Below are 21,713 nucleotides of genomic sequence, written 5' to 3'. Positions count from 1 at the left end.
ATTACCGCAGGGAAATCGTGTGGAGTGCCAGTCGTAGAGAATGAGAATGCGACACGCCGCTTCCCTCACCGTCCTGTTGGCCCTGTTGGGCACCGCGCCGGCCGCCCTCGCCGAGGCCCCCGCCGCCACGCCCGGTCCCCTCAAGAAGATCTCCATCCTCGAGTCCTCCAACCTCAAGCTGGACGACCGCTACCGCACCCTGAAGCTGCCCGAGAGCCCCGATACCCCCGAGCTCCGCCAGTTGCGCGAGTACGTCCTGAAGGAGGTGGACCTCTCGAAGCGCTCGGAGCCGGAGGTCATCCTCGCGGCGCTCGAGTGGGTGAGCATCCAGTGGGACCACGACGGGATGAACGAGCCTGCCCCGGGCACCTCGTCGTACCAGATCCTCCAGAACGTGAAGCAGGGGCAGCGCTACCGGTGCGTGGAGTACGGCACGGTGGTGTCGGACCTGCTGCTGTCGCTGGGCTACCCCTCGCGTCCGCTCGGCATCAAGACGCCCGATGCCGCCTACGGAGGCTTCGGGCAGGCCCACGTGGTGTCCGAGGTCTGGTCCAATGCGCTGGACAAGTGGATCTTCATCGACCCGCAATTCAGCATGTACGCGACCCACCAGGGGCGCTACCTCAACTTCTACGAGATGTACCAGCTCGAGCGAGAGGGCCGGTTCGGGGAGATCCGCTTCGTCCCGTCACCTCGCTATCTCGAGCGCCACAAGAAGGATCCGGCCGAGCTCGACAAGGAGTACCGCGCGTTCCTGGGCCGGTACTTCGGCTACATGAACATCCCGTACCTGCGGGATGGGAAGAAGGCCACGTTGATGCTGCCGCTGAAGGGGAAGGGGCAGTTCGCGACCTTCCAGGGGTTCCAGTCGGATGGCCTGCTCTTCACCGATGACCCGAGAGAGCTCTACTTCCCGCTCAACCACACCCAGGTGCTGCTCACGTACAACGACGCGCGCCGGCCCATCGACCTCATCCAGGAACACCACGTCACCACGGAGCAGGAGTTCCTGAGCAAGCGGCCGCTGTTCGCCGCGCGGCCGGACTACACACTCACGCTCCAGCACGGCATGCCCTGGTTCGACCACTACGAGCTGCGTGTCGACGGTGGGGAGTGGAAGCGGCTGCCCGGCGACACGGCGCCCGCGAAGCTCCACGAGGGGGAGAACACGCTCGAGGTCCGGGCCGTGAATCGCGCCGGGGCCGCCGGTCCCGTCAATCGGATGAAGATTCGCTACGCGGCGGACCCTTGAGCCGAGGGGCCTCCAGTGGAGGCTCCTATCCGTTCGAGCCTACGCGGAACGCCTGGAAGCCCGAGTCCGGATCGTTTCCCGTCACCTCGATGCGGCCCCGGATGGACCACTCGTGCTGGGCGTAACGCCCGGTGAAGGAGGGCTGCGCGCTGGAGGGCAGGGTCACCACGCCCTCGAACACCTTCGTCTCGTTCGGGGCGAGGGTGAAGGCCGGGGCGATCCGCAGCTCCTGCTCGAAGGTGGTGTGCGAGGTCTGGATGGGCTGCTCCACGCCCACGGTCGTACCCCTCGGCAGATTCACCCGTTCGACGGCGCGGAGATCCGTGAAGACGCCACCTGACTTCACCTGCGCGCCCGTGGACGTGGCCGTGATGCGCACGGAGATGTTCTCCCCGGGGAACGCCACCTGCGGCTCGTACTCGATGGAGACGCGGGCTGCGCCTCCCGTCACCATGTTGGCCACGTCCTTCAGCTTGTCGAACAGTCCCATGCCGCCCTCCAGGCATCGTGAAATGAGGCGGCAGCATAGGCACCAGCAGTGGCTCTCCGCGAGCCTCAGCCCCGCAGCAGCCGCTCCACGAGCGCGACGTACTGTTGCTTGGCTGTCTCTCGGCCCACTCCCTTGCGGCCGGCCCACGCGTCGTACTTGGCGCGTCCCTTCAGGTCGAGCATCCCCGGGCGCTTGCCCTGCACGTCTCCCTCGGTGGCCTGCTTGAAGAGCGAATACAGCTCCAGCAGCGTCTCATTGGAGGGGCGGGTCTTGAGCGTCTTCACGCGCTCCTGTGCGGAGCGGAAATCATCCTCGAGTGCCATTCGGTGTCTCCTCTGTCATCAGCGTCTCCAGCCAGCGCGCGAAGGGCTCCGAAGCCACGATCGGCGCGAGCCTCCCGCGCAGCGCATCCCGGCCCACCTTCTGGAAGGTGTCGAGCAGTCCGAGTGTCCCGAGCACCTCGCGCACCGGGCGCTTGCCGTTGCGCTCCATGGCACGCGTGAGCCAGCCTTCCAGCTCCGCGGTGGCGTCCTTCGAGGCGAGCCACTGCGAGAGCCCCTTGCGCACCACCGCCACGCCACCCGGGACGTCCACGCGGGACAGCTCGCGTCCGAGCCGCGCCAGGGGCTGGCCCAGCACGCCGTCGAGGATGGCCACGCGCATCTCCGCCTGCTCCGAGGCCCGGTTCGGGTCGGTGAGCGCGTCGGCGAACTGCTGGAAGATGCCGGACAGCGCCGAGTCGGTGAAGTCCCGGGCGCGCTTCTCCACCTGGCGCTCGATCTCATCCGAGAGCGCACTGGCGATGCCACCCAGCGCCCCGCCGGAGCTCCTGGCCTGATCGGCCGCGAGCTTCGCCAGGCCGGAGAAGCCCTTGGCGATGCGGTTCTCCGTCACGGGTGCGCTCACCTTGCGGCTGAACTCGATGAGCACGTTGAGCAGCAGTCCGCGCGCCAGCGAGCGCACGGGCGGCCGATCCACCACTGCGAGCACCAGCGCCCGGTCCGGCGAGTAGCGGCGGGCGGCCAGCTCCGCCAGTCCCTTGGAGAGCTCCGGTGGCACGGCCTCGCGCACCGTGCGCGGGTCCTGGGTGAGCTGGCGGTGAAGGTGCTCGATGGCGGAGGCGAGCTCGCGGTCGGCGGTGTCTGAGGCGAGCCACCCCTCGAGCGCCGTCTTCAGTGCGCGCGCCACCAGGGCGGGCGGGAAGAGGGTCTCGAGAGGCTGGGAGAGCTCGTGCTCCACGACGAGCGCGGCGAGACGGTCCAGCGGACCCTCGGCGGAGGTGTCCTGGAGTCGGGCGAGGAGTTGCTGGGAATTCATGGCTGCATCACGGGGAGGTTCATCACGTCCAGGCGAGTATGGCTCGCCTCACGGGTCCTGCGTGTCTGAAAGCGCGGCCTGTCCGGTTCAGGGTTGCCCGCCTGGTGGGGCGGGTGGCGCGGCGGCGGCGGACTCCTGGTGGCCGATGCGCGAGTGCTTGCGGCCATAGCCGAAGTAGATGCCGAACCCGAGGGCCATCCAGACCAGGAGCCGCAACCACGTCGCGAGCCCCAGGCCCAGCATGAGGGTCCCGCAGATGAGGATGCCGAGCACCGGCACCACGGGAACGAAGGGCGTGCGGAAGGGCCGGGGCAGGTCCGGCTTCTGGTAGCGCAACACGAGGATGCCCGCGCAGACGACGACGAAGGCGAACAGGGTACCAATGGAGACCAGCTCCCCCAGCAGGCCGATGGGGAACAGTCCCGCCACCACCATGGACACCACCCCGGTGATGAGGGTGGCGATGTACGGGGTGCGGAAGCGCGGATGCACCCGGCCGAAGAAGGGGGGCAGCAGGCCGTCGCGCGCCATCGCGTAGAAGATGCGCGGCTGTCCCATCAGCATGACGAGCACCACCGAGGCCAACCCGGAGATGGCTCCCAGGCTGACGATGGGCCGCAGCCAGGCGAGCGCCGGTCCCGCGTTCGCGATGGCCACGTACACGGGCTCGGGCACGTTGAGGGTGCTGTAGTGCGCCAGCCCCGTCATGACCAGCGCCATGAGGACGTACAGCAGGGTGCAGATGGCGAGCGAGCCCAGGATGCCCACGGGCAGGTCCTTCTGCGGATTGCGCGTCTCCTGCGCGGCGGTGGAGACGGCGTCGAAGCCGATATAGGCGAAGAAGATGACGCCCGCTCCCGAGAGGACTCCGCTCCAGCCGAACTCGCCGAACCTCCCCGTGTTCTCCGGGATGAAGGGCTTCCAGTTGTCGGTGTTCACGTACGCCGCGCCGAAGCCGATGACCAGCAGCACGACGCCAATCTTCACGAAGACGATGATGTTGTTGACTCGCGCCGACTCGTGGACACCGACGACGAGCAGCGAGGTGAGCAGCCCCACCAGCAGCACGGCTGGCAGGTTGATGAGGGCTCCCGTGGCATGGGGGATGTGCGAGCCCGGCCGCACGTCGAAGGGGGCGCTCGTCAGCTCCGGCGGGAGCTGCCAGTGCAGGTAGTCCCTCAGGAAGGCGGTGAAGTAGCCGGACCAGCCCACCGCCACCGCCGAGGAGGCGAAGAGGTACTCGAGCATGAGATCCCACCCGATGCTCCACGCCACGAGCTCGCCAAGCGTGGCGTAGCCATACGTGTAGGCGCTGCCTGCCACGGGAATCATCGCGGCGAACTCGGCGTAGCACAGCCCCGCGAAGAGGCAGCCCACCCCCGCCATCACGAACGCCAGGGCGATGGCTGGCCCCGCGTGCTGCGCCGCCGCCGTGCCCGTCACCACGAAGATGCCCGCACCGATGATGGCGCCCACGCCCAGCAGCATCAGGTGGAAGCCGCTGAGGGTGCGACGCAGCTCGTGTGTGGTTCCTTCCTCGCCCTGCAACTGGGCGATGCTTTTCTTCGACCAGAGACCCATGGCCGGCAGTCAACAATGCTCCGGTCCATCGCGGAAGGATTTCACTTCAGGGTCGCGTGTTCTCCGCAACAACTCCGGGCAGAGCTTTCGCCGACGTGTTATGAGGGCTCCCGGTGCTTCGCGTCTGGTTCTTCCTCAGCCTGCTGCTGTTCGCCCCGGTCGGTGGTGGCCTGCTGTCCTCCGCCAGCTCGGGTGACGTGTGCGTGCAGAGCTGCCGGGATGATGACGAGCGCGGGCAGTGTGCCCCGGACTGCGTCGATTGCACCTGTTGCTCCCATGGGCGTCTGGTCGTCGTGGCTCCCGTTGCCTCGGTCGTCCCGATGGCTCCGCGGCCTCCTCCCACCGCCGGGCACGAGGAGGATGAACCCCCCTCCGCCGAGGTGGGTGACATCCTGCGTCCCCCGATAGTCCACCTCGCGTAAGGCCCTGTTCGTTCATCCGCCTCGAGCGTCATGAGGAGACGTGTGCCCCGTTCGTCCTGGGGGACTCCTCTTCGTGGCTGCTCGCGTACTTCCGCGAGGTTTTCCGTGTTCTACCGTCTGGCGACGGCAGCCCTCGGGCTCGCCGCCGTGATTCTCTGGCCTCGTCCTGGTGCGGCCTCGTCGTCCGAGCTCACCCTGGAGGAAGCCCTGGCCCTGGCCCGCCAGCGCGCCCCCGCCCTGTTGGAGGCCGCGGGCCGCGTGGCCGAAGCCCGAGGGCCCGTGGCTGGCGCTTCCCCCCTGTTGCAGTCCAACCCCACGCTGGAGGTCGAAGCGGGCCCTCGCACCCTGGCCTCCGGAGAACGGGCGCCCAATGTCGTGGTGGGGCTCGCGCAACCCGTCGAGCTGGGCGGGAAGCGAGGGGCCCGCCTCGATGCCGCCCGCGCTGGCCTCGCCCGGGAGACCGCCCGACAGCGAGACACGGAGCGGTTGGTGCTCGGAGAGGTAGCAGCCACCTTCTTGCGGGCGCTGCATGCGCGGGACCGGCTTCGCCTGGCGCGAGGCTCGGAGGAAACCTCTCGGGACATCTTCCAGTCCACCCAGCGGCGATTCGAGGCCGGGGATGTGCCAGTGGTGGACGTCAACGTGGCACGCGTGGGCCTGGCGCGGGCCCGGGCGGAGGTAGCGAGTGCCGAGGGGGATGAGGCGGCCCTCCTCGGCGAGCTCCGCGGACTGCTCGGCCTTCCCGCGGACGCGGCTTTCGCGGTGCGCGGTGAGTTGAGTGCGCTGGCCGCTCGAGCCGTGGAGCTTCCGTCCACCCTGCCGGAACGGCCGGACATCACCGCCCTGACATCAGAGTTGGAGGAGGCCCGGGCGGAGCAGCGCCTGGGTGAGAGCTCCCTGTGGCCTGACATCAGCGTGGGGGCCCGCTATGCGCTCGAGGGCGATGAGCGTGCGATCGTCGGTGCCCTGGGCGTGTCCCTGCCGCTCTTCGCGCGGGGACAGTCCGCCCGGGTGACGGGTGCGGCCCGCGTGGGGCGTCTCCAGGTGGCGTTGGAGGCCGCTCGCCGGGCGCAGTCCGTCCAGGTGCAGTCCGCCCTCGCCCGGTATCGCAAGGAGCGCGAGGCGGTGGAGCTGCTGGAGCGCGATGCCCTCCCGTTGCTCGCGGACAACGAGCAGCTGGCGCGCAAGTCCTATGACGCCGGGGAGATGGGCCTGGCCGAGTTCCTCCTCGTGCGCCGTGACGTCCTCGAGGCTCGTGCCGACTACCTCACCCGTCTCCTGCAAGCCGCCCTCTCCCGCGTCCAGCTCGCCGTCCAGACCGGAGCCCTCCCATGAAGTCCCTTCACGTTCTTCTGCTGTGTCTCCTCTGGGTGTGCGCCTGCAAGCGCGAGACGGCTCCGCACGAAGAGGAGCAGGCCCATGCGCCGGAGTCCGAGGCCCATGCCCACGATGGAGGCGAAGACGAAGCGCTCGTCCGCATCGACCCGGAGATGTTGAGGGATCTGCGCGTCACCACGGCCCCGGTGCAGGAGCGCCCCGGGGGTGAAGGCGTGACTGCCCTGGGCGAGCTGGGAGTGAACGAGAACGCCTACGCCGAGGTGGCCTCGCCCATCACCGCCCGGGTGCTCTCGCTCCTGGCCTCACCCGGTGAGCAGGTGAAGAAAGGGCAGTCGCTCGTGGAGCTCCAGAGCCCCGAGCTGGGCAAGGCCCGCGCGGCCCTCCAGGCGGCCCAGGCCCGCGCCAGTGCCGCCCGGCAGGCCGCGGAGCGCAAGCGCACCCTGGGGGCCGAGCGCATCGTGGCCGAGAAGGAGGTGCAGGCCACCGAAGCCGAAGCGGCCACGGCCGAGGCGGAGCTGGCGGCGGCCCGGTCCGCACTGCTGGCGCTCGGCGTGGAGTCCCAGGAGGCGGCCAATGGCCGGGGAGCCGCGGGATTCACCCTGCGCTCGCCCCTCGCCGGCACCGTCATCGAGCGCTCCGCCCTGATGGGGCAGATGGTGGAGCCTTCCCGGACCCTCTTCCACATCGGAGACCTGTCCCGGTTGTGGCTCACCGTGCATGCCTTCGAGCGGGATGCGGTGCGCATCCAGCACGGAGCCCTGGCGCGCGTCACCTTCGCCGCCCTTCCCGGCAAGGACTTCGCCGCGAAGGTGGGCTTCGTCGGTCAGCGGGTGGACCCGGCCTCGCGCACCATCCCCGTGCGGCTGGAGCTGGACAACCCGGACGGCATGCTGAGGCCGGGCATGTCCGCCTCGGCCTTCATCCCGCTGGGGGAGCCGGGAGCCACGGTCATCACCGTCCCGGCGGCGGCCCTTCAGCGGCTGGAGGACGGCTGGTTCGCCTTCCTTCCCAGGAGCGGGGACACCTTCGAGCGGCGAGCGGTGGGGCGTGGCCGCACCCTCGGCGGGGACGTGGAGGTGCTCTCGGGGCTCACGCCCGGCGAGCAGGTGGTGGTGGAGGGCGCCTTCCTCCTCAAGGCCGAGGTGGAGAAGTCACGAGGCCAGGGTGAGCACCATGAGCACTGAAAGGAGGCTGTCATGATCGCGCGGATCCTCAAGTCATCCTTCTCGCGTCCGGGCCTCACGGTGGTGCTGGCCCTGGCGCTCTCCGCCTTCGGTGCGGTGGCGCTGCGGGGCCTGCGCCGCGACGTCTTCCCGGACCTGTCCGCCCCCATCTTCAACGTCATCGTGCAGAACCCGGCCATGGGGGCGGAGGAGCTCGAGACGGCCGTGGCCATCCCCATGGAGGTGGCGCTCGCGGGCCTGCCGGACGTGCGCCGCATCCGCTCCACGTCGCAGCTCGGAGTCACCCAGGTGACGGTGGAGTTCGAGCCGGACGCGGACTACTACCGCAGCCGCCAGTTCGTCGCGGAGCGCGTGGCGGCGGCTTCGGGCGAGCTGCCACCCGGGACGGATACGCCGCTCGTCTCCAGCCTCACCGGCCGGCTCAACGAGGTGTTCGAGTTCACGCTCGAGGCCGAGCCGGGAGCCGTGGACCTGATGACACTGCGGGACCTGGCCGAGTTCGAGGTGAAGAACCGGCTGCTCGCGGTGCCCGGGGTGGCGGGCGTGGAGCGGTTGGGAGGCTACCTGCGCCAGTTCCAGGTGCAGCTCGACTCGGAGCAGTTGGCCGCCCGGAACATCTCACTCGACGAGGTGGAGCATGCTCTGGAGGGTGCCAACCTCAACGCCGCGGGGGGCTTCGTGGTGCAGGGGCCCATGGAGTGGACGATCCGGGCCGTGGGGCGGGCGAAGACGCTGGACGACCTGCGCGGCACGGTGGTGGCCCTGCGAGGGGGAACGCCCGTGCTGATCGGAGACGTGGCCGACGTGCGCGAGGCGCCCGCCATTCGCAGGGGCATGGCCCACCGGCTCGACGGTGAGGTGGTGAGCTGCCGCGTCAGCAAGCAGTTCGGCGCGGACACCATGAAGGTGGCTGAGGGCGTGCGCCGGGCCATCTCCGAAGTGCAGTCGAGCCTCCCGCCCGGTGTCCGCCTGCGCGTCGTGTACGATCAGTCTGAGCTGGTGTCCTCCTCGTTGGGAGGTGTCAGCCGGGCCATCCTCATTGGGGCCTTCCTGGTGGTGCTCGTCCTCTTCGGGCTCCTGGGAGACATCCGCGCCGCGGCCATCGTCACCCTCACGCTGCCGCTGTCGCTCGCGCTAGCCGGCCTGCTGCTGAAGGCCACCGGTGTCGGCATCAACACCATGACGCTCGGCGGGCTCGCCATCGCGGTGGGCCTGCTGGTGGACGCGGCCATCATCGTCACCGAGAACATCGTCCACCGCCTCCAGGCCGGAAACGACAAGGCCTCCCGGAAGGCCCAGGCGCTGAAGGCGGCGCGGGAGGTGGGCCGGCCCATCACCTTCGCCACGCTCATCGTCGTCTCCGTCTTCATCCCCCTCTTCGCCATGTCGGGGATTGAAGGGCGCATGTACCGGCCACTCGCGGCGGCCGTGGTGTCGTGCCTCGCCGCCTCGCTGTTGCTCGCGCTCACGTTGGTACCGGTGGCTTCGGCGCTCCTGCTCCGGCCCCGGCAGGTGGGACAGCCCGAGGACGTGTGGCTCATCCGCCGGGTGAAGGTCCTCTATGCCCCCCTGTTGGATGCCTGCATGCGGCGGGCGGGCCTGGTGCGCGTGGTGGCGCTCGCCATCACCCTGCCGGCCCTAGGACTTGCTCTCGCGGTGGGCAGCGACTTCATGCCCAAGCTGGACGAGGGGGCGCTGCTCCTCCAGACGATGCTGCCGCCCGAGGCCTCACTGGAGGAGGTGGATCGGCTCAACCACCGCGTGGAGGACGTGCTGCGCGAGTTCCCCGAGGTCGAGGATGTGGTGCGCCGCACGGGACGCGCCGAGCGCACCGAGGATCCCATGCCGCATACCGTCTCCGACGTGCTGGTGGTGTTGAAGAAGGACAGGCGGCGCGGCATGGACGCCCTGGAGGACGCCATGCGCGAGGCGGTGTCCCGGGTGCCGGGCGTGTCCGTCCTCTTCACCACGCCGCTGGGGATGCGCATCGACGAGGGCCTGGGCGGCAGCCCCGCCGACGTGTCGGTGCGCATCTTCGGTCCAGACCTGGAGCAACTCGCGCAGCTCGCCGAGCGGGCCCGTGCCGTCATGGCGCGAGTGGAGGGTATGGAGGACCTGCGCGTGGAGAAGCTCAGCGGGCTGCCTCAACTGCGGATCGACGTGAACCGCGCCGCGGTGGCCCGGGTGGGACTCACGCCTGGCGATGTCATCCGGGCGGTGCGCGTGGGGCTCGTGGGCGAGGAGGAGTCCCAGGTGTGGCTGGGCCAGCGTCGGTTCGACCTCGTGCTGCGTCTGGCGGACCACCACCGGGGAGACATCAACGCCATCCGCAACCTGCTGGTGGATGGGCACGATGGCACTCGGATTCCTCTCAGCCAGCTCGCCACCCTCGAGGAGACGACGGGGGCGGGGAGCGTGCGTCGGGAGGCGGGGAGTCGCCGCATCGCCATCGAGGCGAGCGTGGCGGGGCGCGATCTGGGAAGCACGGCGGCGGAGGTGCGCGAGCGGTTGGCGGAGCTGAAGCTGCCCACGGGTTACTTCCTCGACGTGGGAGGCCGGGTGGAGAGCCAGGAGCGCGCACAGCAGTCCCTGGTGCTCGCCATCGCGGTGGCGCTGCTCGCCGTCTTCCTGCTGCTGTACCTGGCGCTGGGCTCGCTGGCCGAGGCGCTCGTCATCCTCGCCACCCTGCCAGACGCCTTCGTGGGCGGCATCCTCGCGTTGCTGCTGGCCGGGGAGACGTGGAACGTGTCCAGCCTCGTGGGACTCATCGGCCTGTTCGGCATCGCGGTACAGAATGGCCTGGTGCTGGTGGCGCAGACGAAGGGGCTGGTGGCGGAAGGCAGGCCCTTCGCCGAGGCCCTTCGCGAGGCGAGTCTCGGCCGCGTGAGGCCCAAGCTGATGACGGCGGGGACGGCCATTCTCGGCCTGCTGCCCCTGCTGGTGCTGCCGCTCCATGGCACGGAGATCGAACGTCCGCTGGCCGTGGTGATGGTGGGCGGCCTGCTCACCTCGACCGTCTTCACGCTGCTGGCCCTGCCCACCTTCTACGCGCTCGTCCACGGTGTGCAGGAGCGGATGGGCCGGCGCCTGGAAGCCCGGAGAGCACCGTGAGCCATCGCCCGTTCAAGAACGGTGGCGCTCGGCCTCGCGGTAGAGCTGCGTGAGGGAGTAGTCCAACAGCGACTGGCGCGAGCGCATGTAGCGCCAGGCTCGGACAAAGGGCAACCAGACGCGGTTGCCCACGAGCACCTGCGCCTCCTCGAGCTTCTTGCGAGGTATCCACCGCCCGCCCAGGTTGCGCACCAGCACATGGCCCAGGTACGCGCCAATGGCGGGCACCGCGTGCGCGTCGATGTTCTCCCGCTCGAAGACTCTCGGGAAATCCTCGTGCCAGAACTGGTAGTCCACATCGGTGAGGGACTCGGGCGTGGCCGCGAAGACGGAGGGCACCTTCGTGTGCATCAGCGCCACCAGGAGCTCGGCCAGGTAGCTGTAATGCTCGCGAGCACGCTCCGGATCCTCCACGTCCGGAGGCAGGGCGGAGTCAGCGGGGCGCCACTCCTCGGGGTTGGGCGGCCGCCAGGCATTGAATTTGGAGATCGTCCGCTGGCGCTCGTGAATGGCGACGTCATCCACCACACGTGAGAGGAGCGGCGCCACGTCCGGGTGGAAGTGGGGTTCCACGGGAGCGAGTGTGGCACTGCGCTCGCGCAAGGTGCGCAGCACGGTGTCGTAGTCCAGGTCCGGCCGGAGGTGGACGTGGGCGCGGGCCTGGGCAAGGCGCGCCTCATCGCTGGCGAAGTCCGCGGCGGTGGGCCACGTCACCAGGAGGACGGAGCCGTTGGGCAACTCCTCCACCCGGTGGGCCGGCGTGGACAGCATGCGCTCGCGGCCGACGGTTTCCACCAGCTTCGGGCCGAAGACATTGAGCCAGGATAGCTCGTAGATTTTGTCGAACCCGTCCCTGTACGTGGTTTCGTCATCGCGGCCGAAATTGGGAGAGTCCGTCAACTCCGTGTCAGCCATGCTGTGTGCCTTGGCATGTGAGACCGGGTAGCGTGATGCCCAGGCGCGCACCATGTCCACGAACTGGCGGCAGCGCTCCACTTCCGCGAAGAAGGACAGGGGTTTGACGTTGATCGTGATGTCTAGTTCCGGAGGCCGTGGTGGGAGCCGGAGCCAGAGCGACATGTCCAGCGCGGGCCACTTCGTCCGATAGAGCCCGCAGTGTGCGTATCTTTCGTCGCGCCCCTCCTCCAGCGCCTTCCAGATGGCAGTGCGGGCATATTTGCGTTGCCGCTTTCCTTTGATGACGTCCGGCATCCACTCGCCTGCGTACTCCTCGAGCGCCTGGAGAAAGGGCTCCAGCTCGCTCTCCAGTGCGGCCTGCGGGTCGAAGGCACCTTCGAAGGTGAGCCGAAGGCGATCCTCTGGCTTCAGGTCGTGCAAGCTCAGCACCTTCATTGGAACGACACCTCCACTCCCGGGACCTCTTTCCGAGTTTCTTTCACGGCTGCCTTCAACACGTTTACATCCTTGGGCTTGAGAGTACCGCCCTCGTAGATGAGGCGGACCCTCTGGACGGGCACCTTGCTGCCTTCTGGGAGAAGGCGTTGGAGGGAGGGCCGACGGATGTCCAGCGTCTCGCCGTAATACTCCAGGGCCTCCCTCGCGTCCTCAATCATCTGCGCCTTCAACGCGTCTTCCTCCAGCAGCGCGAGGTTTCGGCTCTTGAAGCTGAGTGTCTCTACGCGACGGAACCGGCCGGTGAACTGACCCTCTTCAATGATGAGCACGTCCGCGAAGCGCAGGCCGGAGCCCGGCTTCCACACGCCCACGCACCTCTCGATGCGGGGACGGTCGAAGTCCGCGAGAAAGCGGCGCGCCGCCCGAGGCAGTTTCGCGTCGGCTTGCAGCAACGCCACCATGAAGCGCTCGAAGGCCATCCCCCGTGCGAACCATCCCCACATCCGCTCGTAGGCCTCCCAGCGCAGAGGCCCTTCGACGGCCATTCCCTGTTTGATTTCCCCGAGACGCTTCTCCCGGTATGCGACGTACTCACTCCAGCGCGGGTTTCCTTCTGCTCCAGGTGGTGGGGCGTCGAGGGAGGGGCGCTGCTTCTCCAGCACCGCCACGTCTGCGGGCAGGCGTGGTCCCGTAGACTCGAGCTCCGCCAGCGCCAGTTTGGCCTGCACCACCTCCTGCGTGAGACCCGCTTGCGGGTCCACCAGCGAGGCCAGCCCTCCGGGGCGCTCCGCTGCACCGGCTCTCTTGGGGTTGGGGCGTGCTGCGTCATCCGCCACGGTGGCCACTTCCCCGGGGCCTGTTTCCGTACCGCTCCTCACGATCGAAGAGCCAGTGGCCCCGGACCTGGCCTTGGACATCATTGCCTGCGCCCGGGCTACATTGCCCCGGGCCTCGCGTAGGGCCAGGGCGGCATCCACTCCTCCCACGGCCACGAAGCGGCCCGCCTCCCGGCTGGCTTGTATGTCCCGGGCCAGATCCCGCAGGCCGTCCGCACCCAGCCGTGCCTCCAACTGCCGTGCCATCTCCTTGAGGGTCTTGAGGCGCAGCTCCGCTAGCCCCAACCCTTGCGCGCCTCCGAGTCCGGCGCCCGAAGTACCTCGAGCCTTGGACAAGGCGCGCAGGCCTTTGCCTCCGGCGTACAGGGTGCCCCACAGCAACGCGGGCGCCACCTCGCGTGCGGCCTGCTCGTACTGGCCCTGAGTGAGTGAGTACGCCCCATGGCCCGCGCCGGCCAGCAGATAGTAGAAGCCCAGCGGCGCGCCGAATGTCATCGCGTCGAAGGTGCCCAACGTCACACTGCCCGGGGCGAAGTGCCGCAGCGCCAGGGCCCGCTCCACGTTCTCGCCGGCCTGCTGGTAGGGTGGTGGCAATTGCGCCCGCCGCGCGGTCATCTCCGTGTAGCGGGAGCCGTCGCTCCCCGGGCTAGTGGACAGTACGTCCCTGGCGGCGCGGCCCATGCCCCGCAGCACATCACCGGCCTGCTCGGCCCTCTCCGGGTAGCGCGAGAGCGGCATTCCCCGCTGCTCCAACTCCTCGCGTACGGCCGGCATGAATGCCAGCGTCTGTCCCAACTGCTTGTCCCGGGCCAGCAGCCGCAGCACCTCGTCCACTTCGTCGTCATGGGCCGAATGCAGGACGAAGAGAGCGAACACCTCGGCATGGAGGAATCCGTAGCGCTCGGTGGTGGTGACGAGGAACGAGGCGCGCTTGCGCTGGAGGAGGTGGGCGGCGTCTTCGCGCACGGGCCCCAGGGCGCCCAGCCGCACCGCGTGCCAGTCGTCCAAGGCCTCCACCAGCCGGGGCATGTCCACGCGTTCCTGCAACGCGATGAATTCGGCGGGCGAGGTGCACGCGAGGAAGGGGGCGAGCAGCGCCTCTGTATCGCTGGAGGACAGGTCGGGCCAGCCAGGAGGACGTGCCTCTTCCTCCAGGCAGCCCGTCTCCTGCGCTCCTTGGAAGGCGTTCACCTTCTGCTCGGGGAAGCCACCCGCGCCTCCCGAAGCCTCCGTCTGTGTTGCGGAGGAGACCGGCTGCTTCGGCCCTGAGCCTTGACGGAACGAGGAGGGCCGAGAATGGATGCCAAAGCCGCTCAGCAGGTTCGCGCGAGGATGGTCCGTGGCGCACCCTCCCATCAGCATCACCAGGAGCAACCCAGGGGCCAACGTGCCCGCGTGCGTGTGCAACCGCGCGCCCGCCGGGTGTGGACCAACGAGACGGGTGGACATGCCGCACCTCCCCAGTGAGCCACGTGGGCTGAAATCGCAACCCTGGTACTACGCGGAAGTGCGGTTGCGGCTGTCAAGCAACCAGGTCAAGCCCGCGCCACCTGGGCCGGTGGTGGCGCCTGGCTCGTGTCAGGCTGCGAGGCCTCCGCGAGCGCCTCGATGCGCAGCAGCAGCTCCTCGATGTGTCCACGCTCCACACGGGTGGCGGACGGGTTGCCCAGGTCGGAGAATCGCAGCAGGGTGAGCTGCGCTGCCAGCTCCTCGACGAGCCCGATGCTGTGCTCCAGCTCGGTCGCGGAGTGCTCGTACAGCCGGGTGAGCCGCTCCTTCACGCTCGCGGGGGCCCTCGCCAGCGCTGCCTCCATCTCCATCAGGCGCCGCTCCTGGGCTCGCAGGCGCGCGACGAACCCGTCCAGCAACCGGTGCTCGCGCGCCTGCTCCGCCGCCCATGAGCTCTCCACTGCCGCCTGCCTCCAACACTCCTCGAGCCGCCCCGTCACTTCATCCAGTCGCCGTGCCCGCTCGCTCCGGTCGCCACGCTCCGGGCGGAGGGCCGCGTCCCCAGGGGACAGCAGCACGGGCAGCAGGAAGGGCCAGAGGGCGAGGGTCAGCACGGCCTGTCCGAACCGGTTCGCAAGCGAGCCCTCCTGCTTGCGGACGAGGGAGAACACCGCCGCCACCAGTCCAAGGCCTCCATACACCGCGAGAATCACGAGTGCCGTCATGGTCCGTTCTCCTCAACCCAGCGCGTTGAAGGCCCAGAAGCCGAGGCCCGACGTGAACGCCACCATCATCCAGGAGACGCGAGCGAGGATGCCCACGCGGTAGGCGTCCTCGGTGGACAGGACGGCGGAGGCATTGCCCAGCGCGGAGCGGGTGACTTCCTCGGCCATGAGGCTCAGCAGCCGGTGGATGCGCGCTCCCGCCGCCGCTCCAGAGAGCAGGAACGCCGCGATGAGCAGCAGCGGCCCCGCCCACTCCGCGTCCAGTCTCCACAGCAGGTACAGGGGCGGTGCGAGCCCCGCGAGCAGCAGCGAGCCCGTCGCCGCCGAGGCCAGCAGCGCCGCCACGAGCCGGGCAAGGGGCACGCGCGCCGCCACCAGGATGCTCGCCGCGTAGATGGGGCCCAGCGACGCCGCGAGCGCCATCAGCACGTTCACGGACGTCAGCGCCGCCGGAACCACCCAGGACTCCACGTGGCCGCGGGCGGCGCTCGACGTGGCGGCGAAGAGGCTCGTGCACACGGCGATGACTCCCACCGAGCCGAGCACCAGGCCCTGGAGCCTCGCCGGATCCAACAGCCGCTCCACGATGGACGAGGGCTCTCGCAGGAGCTCCACGAGCAGTTGCCGCTCGGGCGCTCCCACGGTGGCGGGCTCGGAGAGGGGAGCGCGCTCCTCCACGGACCAGGGCATGAACGGCGTGAGGGGCTCGGCGTTGAGCGTGACACTCTGGGAAAGGGCTTCCATGGGGAACCTCGTCAGGACTCAGGAGAGGTGGAGGAGGAACGTGTGGATGCGCAGGAGGAAGACGGCGCCGAGGAAGAAGGCGAAGGCCCGCGACATCCACCAGGCCGCTCGCGAGGAGTCGAGCGAGGTGATGACGCGCACCGGCAGGGCCGCCAGGGTGGCGAGCGCGAGCCCGGGGACGAACACCGTGGGGAGCGAAAGGATGAGCGGGGCCTCCTTCGAGACCAGCACGAGGAACGCCATGAGGGGCATGACACAGGTGGCCACCAATCCGGCGGCGAGCAGCCCGATGGAGGTGGCGGCCAGCAGGACGCGCGTGGAGAGCCGCAGGCGCAGGTAGATGGCGAAGACGAGGGTGCCGGGGATGACGACGAGCAGCGCCTCGAAGATAGCGCGCAGGGCATCGAGCCTCGGTGCGAACCGCGGACCTTCGGGAGAGACGAAGCCCGCGGCGGCCGAAGTCGCCGCCACGAGGAAGATGCCGAGCAGCGCGGGTGCCAGGGTGGCCGCGAGCGGGCGCCGGGCCATGTCCAGCGCCTCGCGAGCGGGCCGGTCCACCGCGCGTAGAAGTGAATTCACCAGGTCCAGGCGGCCCACCGCCGCCCCGGGAGATGCAGAGCCCATGAGGCCTCCTTGAGAGCGCGTCATCGCGCCCCCGGAGGCAGAGCAAGCCCCGTGCCTTCACTCATCGACTCGCGCCCGTCCCGCGTGTCCCTCGGGAGCGGGGCGGTGTGGGGGGCCGGGCTTCCATCCTCCCACCCGTGAAGCCAGGGCGTTACCTGACAGAGCTATGTAAGGCCTTACACAGGCATGCCACCGGCGAAATGGGAGGTTCAGCCGATGTGCAACTCTTCGCGGATGTCGTGCTCGTGAATCTTGTTGAAGAGGGTCTTGTAGCTCACGCCGAGCAGCCGCGCGGCCACGGTCTTCTGTCCCTTCGCGGCCTGGAGCGCCGCGATGACGGCGGCGCGCTCCGCTCGGGCCACTGCCTCCCGGAGCGGCAGGACGGGCGCGTGGGCCTCGGCGGGCGCGGTGGGCTCATGGACCTCCACGGGAGTGGACGCGGGTGCCGCCTTCGCGGGCTGTGGCATCCGGAGTGACTCCGGGTCGAACCGGCCGAGCACGACGGAGCGCTCGACGAAGTTCTCCAGCTCGCGCACGTTGCCGGGCCAGGGCCAGGACTCGGCGCGCCGCAAGGTCTCCGCATCGGGGCGGGGGGGCCGGAGTCCCTTCTTCGCCGCGTGTTTCTCCAGGAAGTGATGGATGAGGCCGGGGATGTCCCGGGTCCGCTCGCGCAGCGGTGGCAGGAGGATGGGAATCACCGCGAGCCGGTAGAGGAGGTCCGAGCGAAACTGCCCGCTGGCGGCCATCGCATCGAGGTCGCGGTGGGTGGCGGCGATGACGCGGATGTCCACCTTCACCGGCTCGCGCCCGCCGATGCGGGTGAGCTCCCGCTCCTGGAGCACGCGGAGCAGCCGCGACTGGGCCTCGAGCGACATGTCGCCAATCTCATCGAGGAAGAGCGTGCCTCCCTCGGCGGCCTCGATGAGGCCCTTGTGGCGGGCATGGGCCCCGGTGAAGACGCCGCGCTCGAAGCCGAACAGCTCGGACTCGAGCAGGGAGGAGGGCAGGGCCGCGCAGTTGACGGAGATGAACGGCCCGTCGAGCCGCGACGAGGCGGCGTGGATGGCGCGGGCGACGAGCTCCTTGCCCGTCCCGGACTCTCCCCGCACGAGCACGGTGGCGTCCGAGGCGGCCACCCGGGGCAGGAGCGCGACCACGTCCCGCAGTCCTCCGTCGGCTCCGACGAGTGCGCGGACGGCCTCCGTGCCCGGGCCGAGTGTGGGGGCCGCCAGCTCCAGCTCCACCAGACGTCGGCCCGACTCCAGCGCGGCCTCCACCGAGGAGATGAGGCGCTCGTTGCCGAACGGTTTGACGAGGAAGTCCGCCGCGCCCGCGCGCAGCGCCTGCACTGCCCTCTCCACGGTGCCGAACGCGGTCATCACGATGACGGGAGTGCGGAACCCCCGCCCGCGCAGCCTGTCCAGCAGCACCAGCCCATCGCCATCGCCCAGCCTCACGTCGAGCACCAGGAGGTCTGGCACACGCCGGGCGAGGTACGCCTCCGCGGCCGCCACAGAGTCGAGCGGGACGACGTTCAGCCCCCGCGCGCCCAGCACGTCCAGGTAGAGCTCGCGCACGTTGCGCTCGTCCTCCACGAGCGCCACCTCGGGCCGCTTGTCCACCGTGCCTTCGTCCACCGTCATCGCACGTCCTCCCTCGCCGGGCGGCTGTCTCCCGGTGCCATGGGTAGCTCCACACGGGCCACCGCGCCCGGAGCATCGGGCCGGGGCACCAGGTCGAGCTTCCCGCCCATCGACTCGATGGCCGAGCGCGAGATGGCGAGCCCCAGCCCCGTCCCGTCCGACTTCGTCGTGTAGAAGGGCCGGAAGAGCCTCTCGCGGTCCACCCCGCCGAGCCCCGGGCCCTCGTCGCGTACCTCGATGACGGCGCGCCCCTGCTCGCTCCGGGCCACCACTTCGATGCGACCGCCCGCTGACTCCCGCATCGCCTCGGCGGCGTTCTTCAGCAGGTTGAGCAGCACGCCGCGCAGCGCGTCCTCATCCCCCACCACCCGCAGGGTCGTGTCCAGCCGGGGCACGAGTGTGGGGAAGCCCGGCTCTCCCTCGGCCACCGCCATCGTCTCGAGCACCATGCGCGACACGTCGAGCGTGCTCCCGCTCTTCTCGCCGCGCGGCGCCCTCCCGAGGCTGAGCAGCTCGGCCACCCGCGCGTCGATGCGATCGCTCTCCTCGCAGATGATGCGGACGGCCTTCTCGAAGCGGGCCCGGTGCTCGGGCGCGACGTGGGGGGCCTGGCCGGCGAGGAGCTCGGCGTAGCCGCGCACGGCAGTCAGGGGATTCTTGACCTCGTGGGCGATGGCTGCCGCCAGCTCCCCGGCGATGGAGAGCCGCTCGGCGCGCTCCAGCCGGCTGCGCAGCGCGGCGGCCTCGGCCCGAGAGGCCGACAGCTGCCCGGTGAGCCGCACCTGCTGGGGGAAGAGGATCTGCTCGATGCCCCGGTTGAGCTGCTCGCCCAGGCCGATGAAGAGCAGCGAGGCCAGCAGCGCCACCGCCACTGCCACCGCCATCTGGACGAGGTCCACCGGGCGGCCCAAGGCGCGGAGACCCGCGACGACGGCGAACGCCACCGCGACGGCGAGCACGGCGTGGGTCAGTGCCCGGGAGACGGGCAGCCGCACGGCCACCTGTTCGTGGAGTGTGTAGCTGAGCGTCGCCGTCTCCGCGACGAGGATGACGCACAGGAGCATTCCGCTGCCGGCGACTCCCCCTCGGCTGAGCTCGAACAGGGTGCGGACCAGGCAGACGAGCAGCGAGGCGCTGATGAACGCCACCATGTGCCGGGACAGGCGCCGGGTGGCCGCGTTCTCGTGCCGGCAGAGGACGAGGCGCATGCCGCTGAGCAGCCCCACCGTGGCGAGCGCCAGCACCTGGGGGAACAGCGCCACCATGGGTTGCTCATAGAGCGCCGCGCCCAGGGCGGAGAGCCCGAGGAGGCCGAGTCCGAGGGGCACGAGCGAGACGAGCAGGCGCGTGCGTGCCGGTGACGGCCCGAGGTCTCTCAAGGCATCAGCGGCGAAGCCGGAGACGGACAGCAGCGCGGCGAGCCCGACGGCGACGCGGACGGAGGGCTGGGCCTTGGGCTCCAGGAGGACGACGAACCACCCGATGGCGAAGAGGGCCACTCCGGCGGGTCCACAGGCGAAGAAGAGCTTGCGCGGCTCTCCGCGGGCCGAGGCGAGGACATAGCCTGCCAGCAGGCCGTTGAAGAGCGCCACGACGAGCGCGACCACCGATGAAGCGAAGAGATGCGCCGACATGCTGGCCCCCCGGAGCGGCGGCGCGCCCGTGGATGGTCCCGAGCGTAACATGCGCGGCGCGGTATCATGTCCGGGATGCGTGTTTTCGCCCTCCTCGCCGTCCTTGCCTCCTCGGTCGCTTTCGCCAGTGAGCCGGACCTCTCCGCCTTCGCGAGCCTGCCCGCCGATCCCGCCCCGTCCGAGATCGTTCGTGGAACCCACTACTGGATTTCCAACGAGGACAGCCTCGACCTCTTCCGAGATGCGGTGAAGGACAAGGGCGGCATCTACGTGGGAGTCGGGACGGATCAGAACTATCTGCTGGGGGCCTGGGCGCGAGCGGAGGTGCTCGTCCTGCTGGACTTCGATCAGGCCGTCGTCGATCTCCACCGTGTCTACCGAGTCCTCTTCCGGGCGGCGGAGACGCCCGAGGACTTCCTGCGCCTGTGGCGGTTGGAGAGCCGTGCGGAGGTGCGCCGCCTCATCGAGGAGGGCTATCCGGACAAGAAGGAGCGGGTGCCCGTGCTCCGGGCCTATGGCGTTGCCCGCTGGGCGGTGGAGCGGCGCTTGAAGCGCGTGGTGGCGCAGATGGGGAAGGCATCCCTGCCGTGCTTCCTGGTGGATGAGGCCGAGTACGCGCACATCCGCCGCCTCTACCAGGAGGACAAGGTCTTCATGGTGCGGGGGGACCTGACGGCACAGCGGAGCGTGAGCGCCGTGGGCCGGGCGGTGGCGCAGGCGGGGAAGAAGGTGGGAGTGCTCTACCTGTCTAACGCCGAGCAGTACTTCCCCTATGACGCGCAGTACCGGCGCAACATCCGCGAGCTCGCTCTGGACGAGCACAGCGTCGTGGTGCGCACGAGCGGCCAGCGGGGAATCACGCACCTGAAGGGCTCCTACTACCACTACAACACCCAGTCGGGTCCGAGCTTCCTGGCCTGGCTGGCCGACGCGAAGACGCGGAGTGTGCTCGCGATGCTCCGGTACGCGCCGGACACGGACAAGGTGCACGGATTGTCGCGGCTGGACATCGGGCCCGACGAGGCGCGCGAGGCGGTGAAGCAGAAGCTCCTGGCGAAGCGGCAGGTGAAGAAGGCGAAGGGGTTGTCGCGGCCCGTGCACGGTGAGGCGGTGCCGTGAGCGGCGACGTGCGGAGCTTCTCCCTGATGCTCGGGCTCCTGCTGGCGGGCGTGGCGAGAGCGGAGGAGCCATTCCCCGGTGCTCCCGAGGTGGTGCCCTGTCTCGAGGCGCCGGTGTCCAGCATGGCCTGCATCCCTGGAGGCCCCTTCCTGCGCGGCGTGGATGGAGGGCACCATGCGCCAGCCCGGCCCCAGGCGAAGGTCTGGGTGCGGAGCTTCTACATGGACACCCACGAGGTGACGTACGGCGCCTACAAGGCCTGCGAGAAGGAAGGGCGGTGCCGGAAGTCGGGGCCCAACTACCGGGACTTCGACAACCCCCAGCAGCCCATCAACGGGGTGAGCTGGTACGACGCGAAGACCTATTGCGAGGCCCACGGCAAGCACCTGCCGACGGAGGCCGAGTGGGAGAAGGCGGCGAGGGGCACGGACGGGCGGCTCTATCCCTGGGGCGACGAGCCCGCCACCTGTGAGCGCGCGGTCATCATGGACAGCCGGGGGCGCAGCTGCGGGAAGAAGCAGCACTCGGCGACGCACGCCGACGTGGGGCGCCCGGAGCCGGTGGGCACGAAGCCTCCCAACCCCTACGGGCTCTACGACATGGCGGGCAACTCCTGGGAGTGGGTGGCGGACTGGTTCACGCCCTCGTGGAAGGCCTGTGGCGCGGCGTGTCTGGGCGTGGACCCCAAGGGCCCGTGCGAGGGCCGCGAGCCCTGTCCGGGCTACACCGAGAAGGTGGTGCGAGGAGGCTCCTGGTTCTGGCCGGCGTCGTATGCGACGACGGTGTACCGGCGGCCCCACGTGCCGGCCAACCGGCCCATCTTCCACCACTTCGGCTTCCGGTGTGCGGCGAGCCTCGACGAGGCGCGAGCACTCGCGAAGTGAGCCG

The 21,713-nt window shown here is 69.7% G+C and carries 18 protein-coding genes; 7 read left to right on the top strand and 11 right to left on the bottom strand.

The annotated features are described in order from the left end of the window. Window positions 1-40 precede the first annotated feature (40 nt). Entirely contained in the window at window positions 41-1,252 is a 1,212-nt protein-coding gene (locus DAT35_RS55935; RefSeq protein WP_146210304.1) for a transglutaminase domain-containing protein, read from the top strand. A gap of 25 nt (window positions 1,253-1,277) precedes the next feature. On the opposite strand, the gene DAT35_RS55930 is transcribed toward DAT35_RS55935, so the two are convergent. From DAT35_RS55930 to DAT35_RS55915, 4 genes are all read right to left on the bottom strand, one after another. Beyond that, window positions 1,278-1,742 carry a hypothetical protein gene (locus tag DAT35_RS55930; protein WP_108077678.1) on the bottom strand — a complete coding sequence of 155 codons (465 nt, stop codon included), beginning with the start codon at window positions 1,740-1,742 and terminating at the stop codon, window positions 1,278-1,280. A 65-nt stretch (window positions 1,743-1,807) separates the two neighbouring features. Further along, window positions 1,808-2,065, bottom strand: coding sequence for an acyl-CoA-binding protein (locus tag DAT35_RS55925; RefSeq protein WP_108077677.1), 258 nt, complete (start codon window positions 2,063-2,065; stop codon window positions 1,808-1,810). Next, window positions 2,049-3,059 carry a hypothetical protein gene (locus tag DAT35_RS55920; RefSeq protein ID WP_108077676.1) on the bottom strand — a complete coding sequence of 337 codons (1,011 nt, stop codon included), beginning with the start codon at window positions 3,057-3,059 and terminating at the stop codon, window positions 2,049-2,051. The genes DAT35_RS55925 and DAT35_RS55920 overlap by 17 nt, the downstream gene beginning before the upstream one ends. 87 nt (window positions 3,060-3,146) lie before the next feature. Next, complete coding sequence (locus DAT35_RS55915) at window positions 3,147-4,640, bottom strand: amino acid permease (RefSeq protein WP_108077675.1); 1,494 nt, start codon at window positions 4,638-4,640, stop codon at window positions 3,147-3,149. Window positions 4,641-4,753: 113 nt separating this feature from the next. Between DAT35_RS55915 and DAT35_RS55910 the strand changes: the two genes are divergently transcribed. The 4 genes from DAT35_RS55910 to DAT35_RS55895 all read left to right on the top strand — a co-directional run bounded on the left by DAT35_RS55910 (window position 4,754) and on the right by DAT35_RS55895 (window position 10,695). Further along, a complete protein-coding gene (locus DAT35_RS55910; protein ID WP_108077674.1) occupies window positions 4,754-5,062 on the top strand; it encodes a hypothetical protein in 309 nt (102 codons plus the stop codon). Window positions 5,063-5,167: 105 nt separating this feature from the next. Next, window positions 5,168-6,397 carry a TolC family protein gene (locus DAT35_RS55905; RefSeq protein ID WP_233262294.1) on the top strand — a complete coding sequence of 410 codons (1,230 nt, stop codon included), beginning with the start codon at window positions 5,168-5,170 and terminating at the stop codon, window positions 6,395-6,397. Then, window positions 6,394-7,584 carry an efflux RND transporter periplasmic adaptor subunit gene (locus DAT35_RS55900; protein ID WP_108077672.1) on the top strand — a complete coding sequence of 397 codons (1,191 nt, stop codon included), beginning with the start codon at window positions 6,394-6,396 and terminating at the stop codon, window positions 7,582-7,584. The genes DAT35_RS55905 and DAT35_RS55900 overlap by 4 nt, the downstream gene beginning before the upstream one ends. A 12-nt stretch (window positions 7,585-7,596) precedes the next feature. Then, entirely contained in the window at window positions 7,597-10,695 is a 3,099-nt protein-coding gene (locus DAT35_RS55895; RefSeq protein ID WP_108077671.1) for an efflux RND transporter permease subunit, read from the top strand. Window positions 10,696-10,707: 12 nt separating this feature from the next. Here the strand turns inward: DAT35_RS55895 and DAT35_RS55890 are convergent, their stop codons facing one another. The 7 genes from DAT35_RS55890 to DAT35_RS55860 all read right to left on the bottom strand — a co-directional run bounded on the left by DAT35_RS55890 (window position 10,708) and on the right by DAT35_RS55860 (window position 19,706). Beyond that, window positions 10,708-12,048: a hypothetical protein gene (locus DAT35_RS55890; RefSeq protein ID WP_108077670.1), complete on the bottom strand. Its 1,341-nt coding sequence runs from the start codon at window positions 12,046-12,048 to the stop codon at window positions 10,708-10,710. Then, window positions 12,045-14,336 carry a hypothetical protein gene (locus tag DAT35_RS55885; RefSeq protein ID WP_233262293.1) on the bottom strand — a complete coding sequence of 764 codons (2,292 nt, stop codon included), beginning with the start codon at window positions 14,334-14,336 and terminating at the stop codon, window positions 12,045-12,047. The genes DAT35_RS55890 and DAT35_RS55885 overlap by 4 nt, the downstream gene beginning before the upstream one ends. A gap of 86 nt (window positions 14,337-14,422) precedes the next feature. Beyond that, window positions 14,423-15,061 (bottom strand): hypothetical protein, encoded by a 639-nt coding sequence (locus tag DAT35_RS55880; protein WP_108077669.1) that lies wholly within the window; start codon window positions 15,059-15,061, stop codon window positions 14,423-14,425. Window positions 15,062-15,073: 12 nt separating this feature from the next. Further along, window positions 15,074-15,805: a hypothetical protein gene (locus tag DAT35_RS55875; RefSeq protein ID WP_108077668.1), complete on the bottom strand. Its 732-nt coding sequence runs from the start codon at window positions 15,803-15,805 to the stop codon at window positions 15,074-15,076. An 18-nt stretch (window positions 15,806-15,823) separates the two neighbouring features. Then, complete coding sequence (locus tag DAT35_RS55870; protein WP_108077667.1) at window positions 15,824-16,429, bottom strand: hypothetical protein; 606 nt, start codon at window positions 16,427-16,429, stop codon at window positions 15,824-15,826. 209 nt (window positions 16,430-16,638) lie between these two features. Then, window positions 16,639-18,072 carry a sigma-54 dependent transcriptional regulator gene (locus DAT35_RS55865; protein ID WP_108077666.1) on the bottom strand — a complete coding sequence of 478 codons (1,434 nt, stop codon included), beginning with the start codon at window positions 18,070-18,072 and terminating at the stop codon, window positions 16,639-16,641. Continuing rightward, window positions 18,069-19,706 (bottom strand): ATP-binding protein, encoded by a 1,638-nt coding sequence (locus DAT35_RS55860; protein ID WP_108077665.1) that lies wholly within the window; start codon window positions 19,704-19,706, stop codon window positions 18,069-18,071. The genes DAT35_RS55865 and DAT35_RS55860 overlap by 4 nt, the downstream gene beginning before the upstream one ends. A 66-nt stretch (window positions 19,707-19,772) precedes the next feature. On the opposite strand from DAT35_RS55860, the gene DAT35_RS55855 reads away from it, so the two are divergent. Continuing rightward, window positions 19,773-20,825 (top strand): hypothetical protein, encoded by a 1,053-nt coding sequence (locus tag DAT35_RS55855; protein ID WP_108077664.1) that lies wholly within the window; start codon window positions 19,773-19,775, stop codon window positions 20,823-20,825. Further along, window positions 20,822-21,709 (top strand): SUMF1/EgtB/PvdO family nonheme iron enzyme, encoded by an 888-nt coding sequence (locus tag DAT35_RS55850; protein ID WP_199243312.1) that lies wholly within the window; start codon window positions 20,822-20,824, stop codon window positions 21,707-21,709. The genes DAT35_RS55855 and DAT35_RS55850 overlap by 4 nt, the downstream gene beginning before the upstream one ends. Window positions 21,710-21,713: the final 4 nt, after the last annotated feature.

Source organism: Vitiosangium sp. GDMCC 1.1324 (assembly GCF_003044305.1).
Taxonomy (GTDB): domain Bacteria; phylum Myxococcota; class Myxococcia; order Myxococcales; family Myxococcaceae; genus Archangium.
This window is presented reverse-complemented; position numbering and strand designations above follow the sequence as displayed.

Excerpts from the sequence above, each read along its gene's own strand:
- DAT35_RS55900 (WP_108077672.1), top strand. The coding sequence starts at position 6,394 with ATGAAGTCCCTTCACGTTCTTCTGCTGTGTCTCCTCTGGGTGTGCGCC.
- DAT35_RS55915 (WP_108077675.1), bottom strand. The coding sequence starts at position 4,640 with ATGGGTCTCTGGTCGAAGAAAAGCATCGCCCAGTTGCAGGGCGAGGAA.
- DAT35_RS55935 (WP_146210304.1), top strand. The coding sequence starts at position 41 with ATGAGAATGCGACACGCCGCTTCCCTCACCGTCCTGTTGGCCCTGTTG.
- DAT35_RS55930 (WP_108077678.1), bottom strand. The coding sequence starts at position 1,742 with ATGGGACTGTTCGACAAGCTGAAGGACGTGGCCAACATGGTGACGGGA.
- DAT35_RS55860 (WP_108077665.1), bottom strand. The coding sequence starts at position 19,706 with ATGTCGGCGCATCTCTTCGCTTCATCGGTGGTCGCGCTCGTCGTGGCG.
- DAT35_RS55855 (WP_108077664.1), top strand. The coding sequence starts at position 19,773 with ATGTCCGGGATGCGTGTTTTCGCCCTCCTCGCCGTCCTTGCCTCCTCG.
- DAT35_RS55865 (WP_108077666.1), bottom strand. The coding sequence starts at position 18,072 with ATGACGGTGGACGAAGGCACGGTGGACAAGCGGCCCGAGGTGGCGCTC.
- DAT35_RS55890 (WP_108077670.1), bottom strand. The coding sequence starts at position 12,048 with ATGAAGGTGCTGAGCTTGCACGACCTGAAGCCAGAGGATCGCCTTCGG.
- DAT35_RS55880 (WP_108077669.1), bottom strand. The coding sequence starts at position 15,061 with ATGACGGCACTCGTGATTCTCGCGGTGTATGGAGGCCTTGGACTGGTG.
- DAT35_RS55875 (WP_108077668.1), bottom strand. The coding sequence starts at position 15,805 with ATGGAAGCCCTTTCCCAGAGTGTCACGCTCAACGCCGAGCCCCTCACG.
- DAT35_RS55895 (WP_108077671.1), top strand. The coding sequence starts at position 7,597 with ATGATCGCGCGGATCCTCAAGTCATCCTTCTCGCGTCCGGGCCTCACG.
- DAT35_RS55920 (WP_108077676.1), bottom strand. The coding sequence starts at position 3,059 with ATGAATTCCCAGCAACTCCTCGCCCGACTCCAGGACACCTCCGCCGAG.
- DAT35_RS55885 (WP_233262293.1), bottom strand. The coding sequence starts at position 14,336 with ATGTCCACCCGTCTCGTTGGTCCACACCCGGCGGGCGCGCGGTTGCAC.
- DAT35_RS55870 (WP_108077667.1), bottom strand. The coding sequence starts at position 16,429 with ATGGGCTCTGCATCTCCCGGGGCGGCGGTGGGCCGCCTGGACCTGGTG.
- DAT35_RS55925 (WP_108077677.1), bottom strand. The coding sequence starts at position 2,065 with ATGGCACTCGAGGATGATTTCCGCTCCGCACAGGAGCGCGTGAAGACG.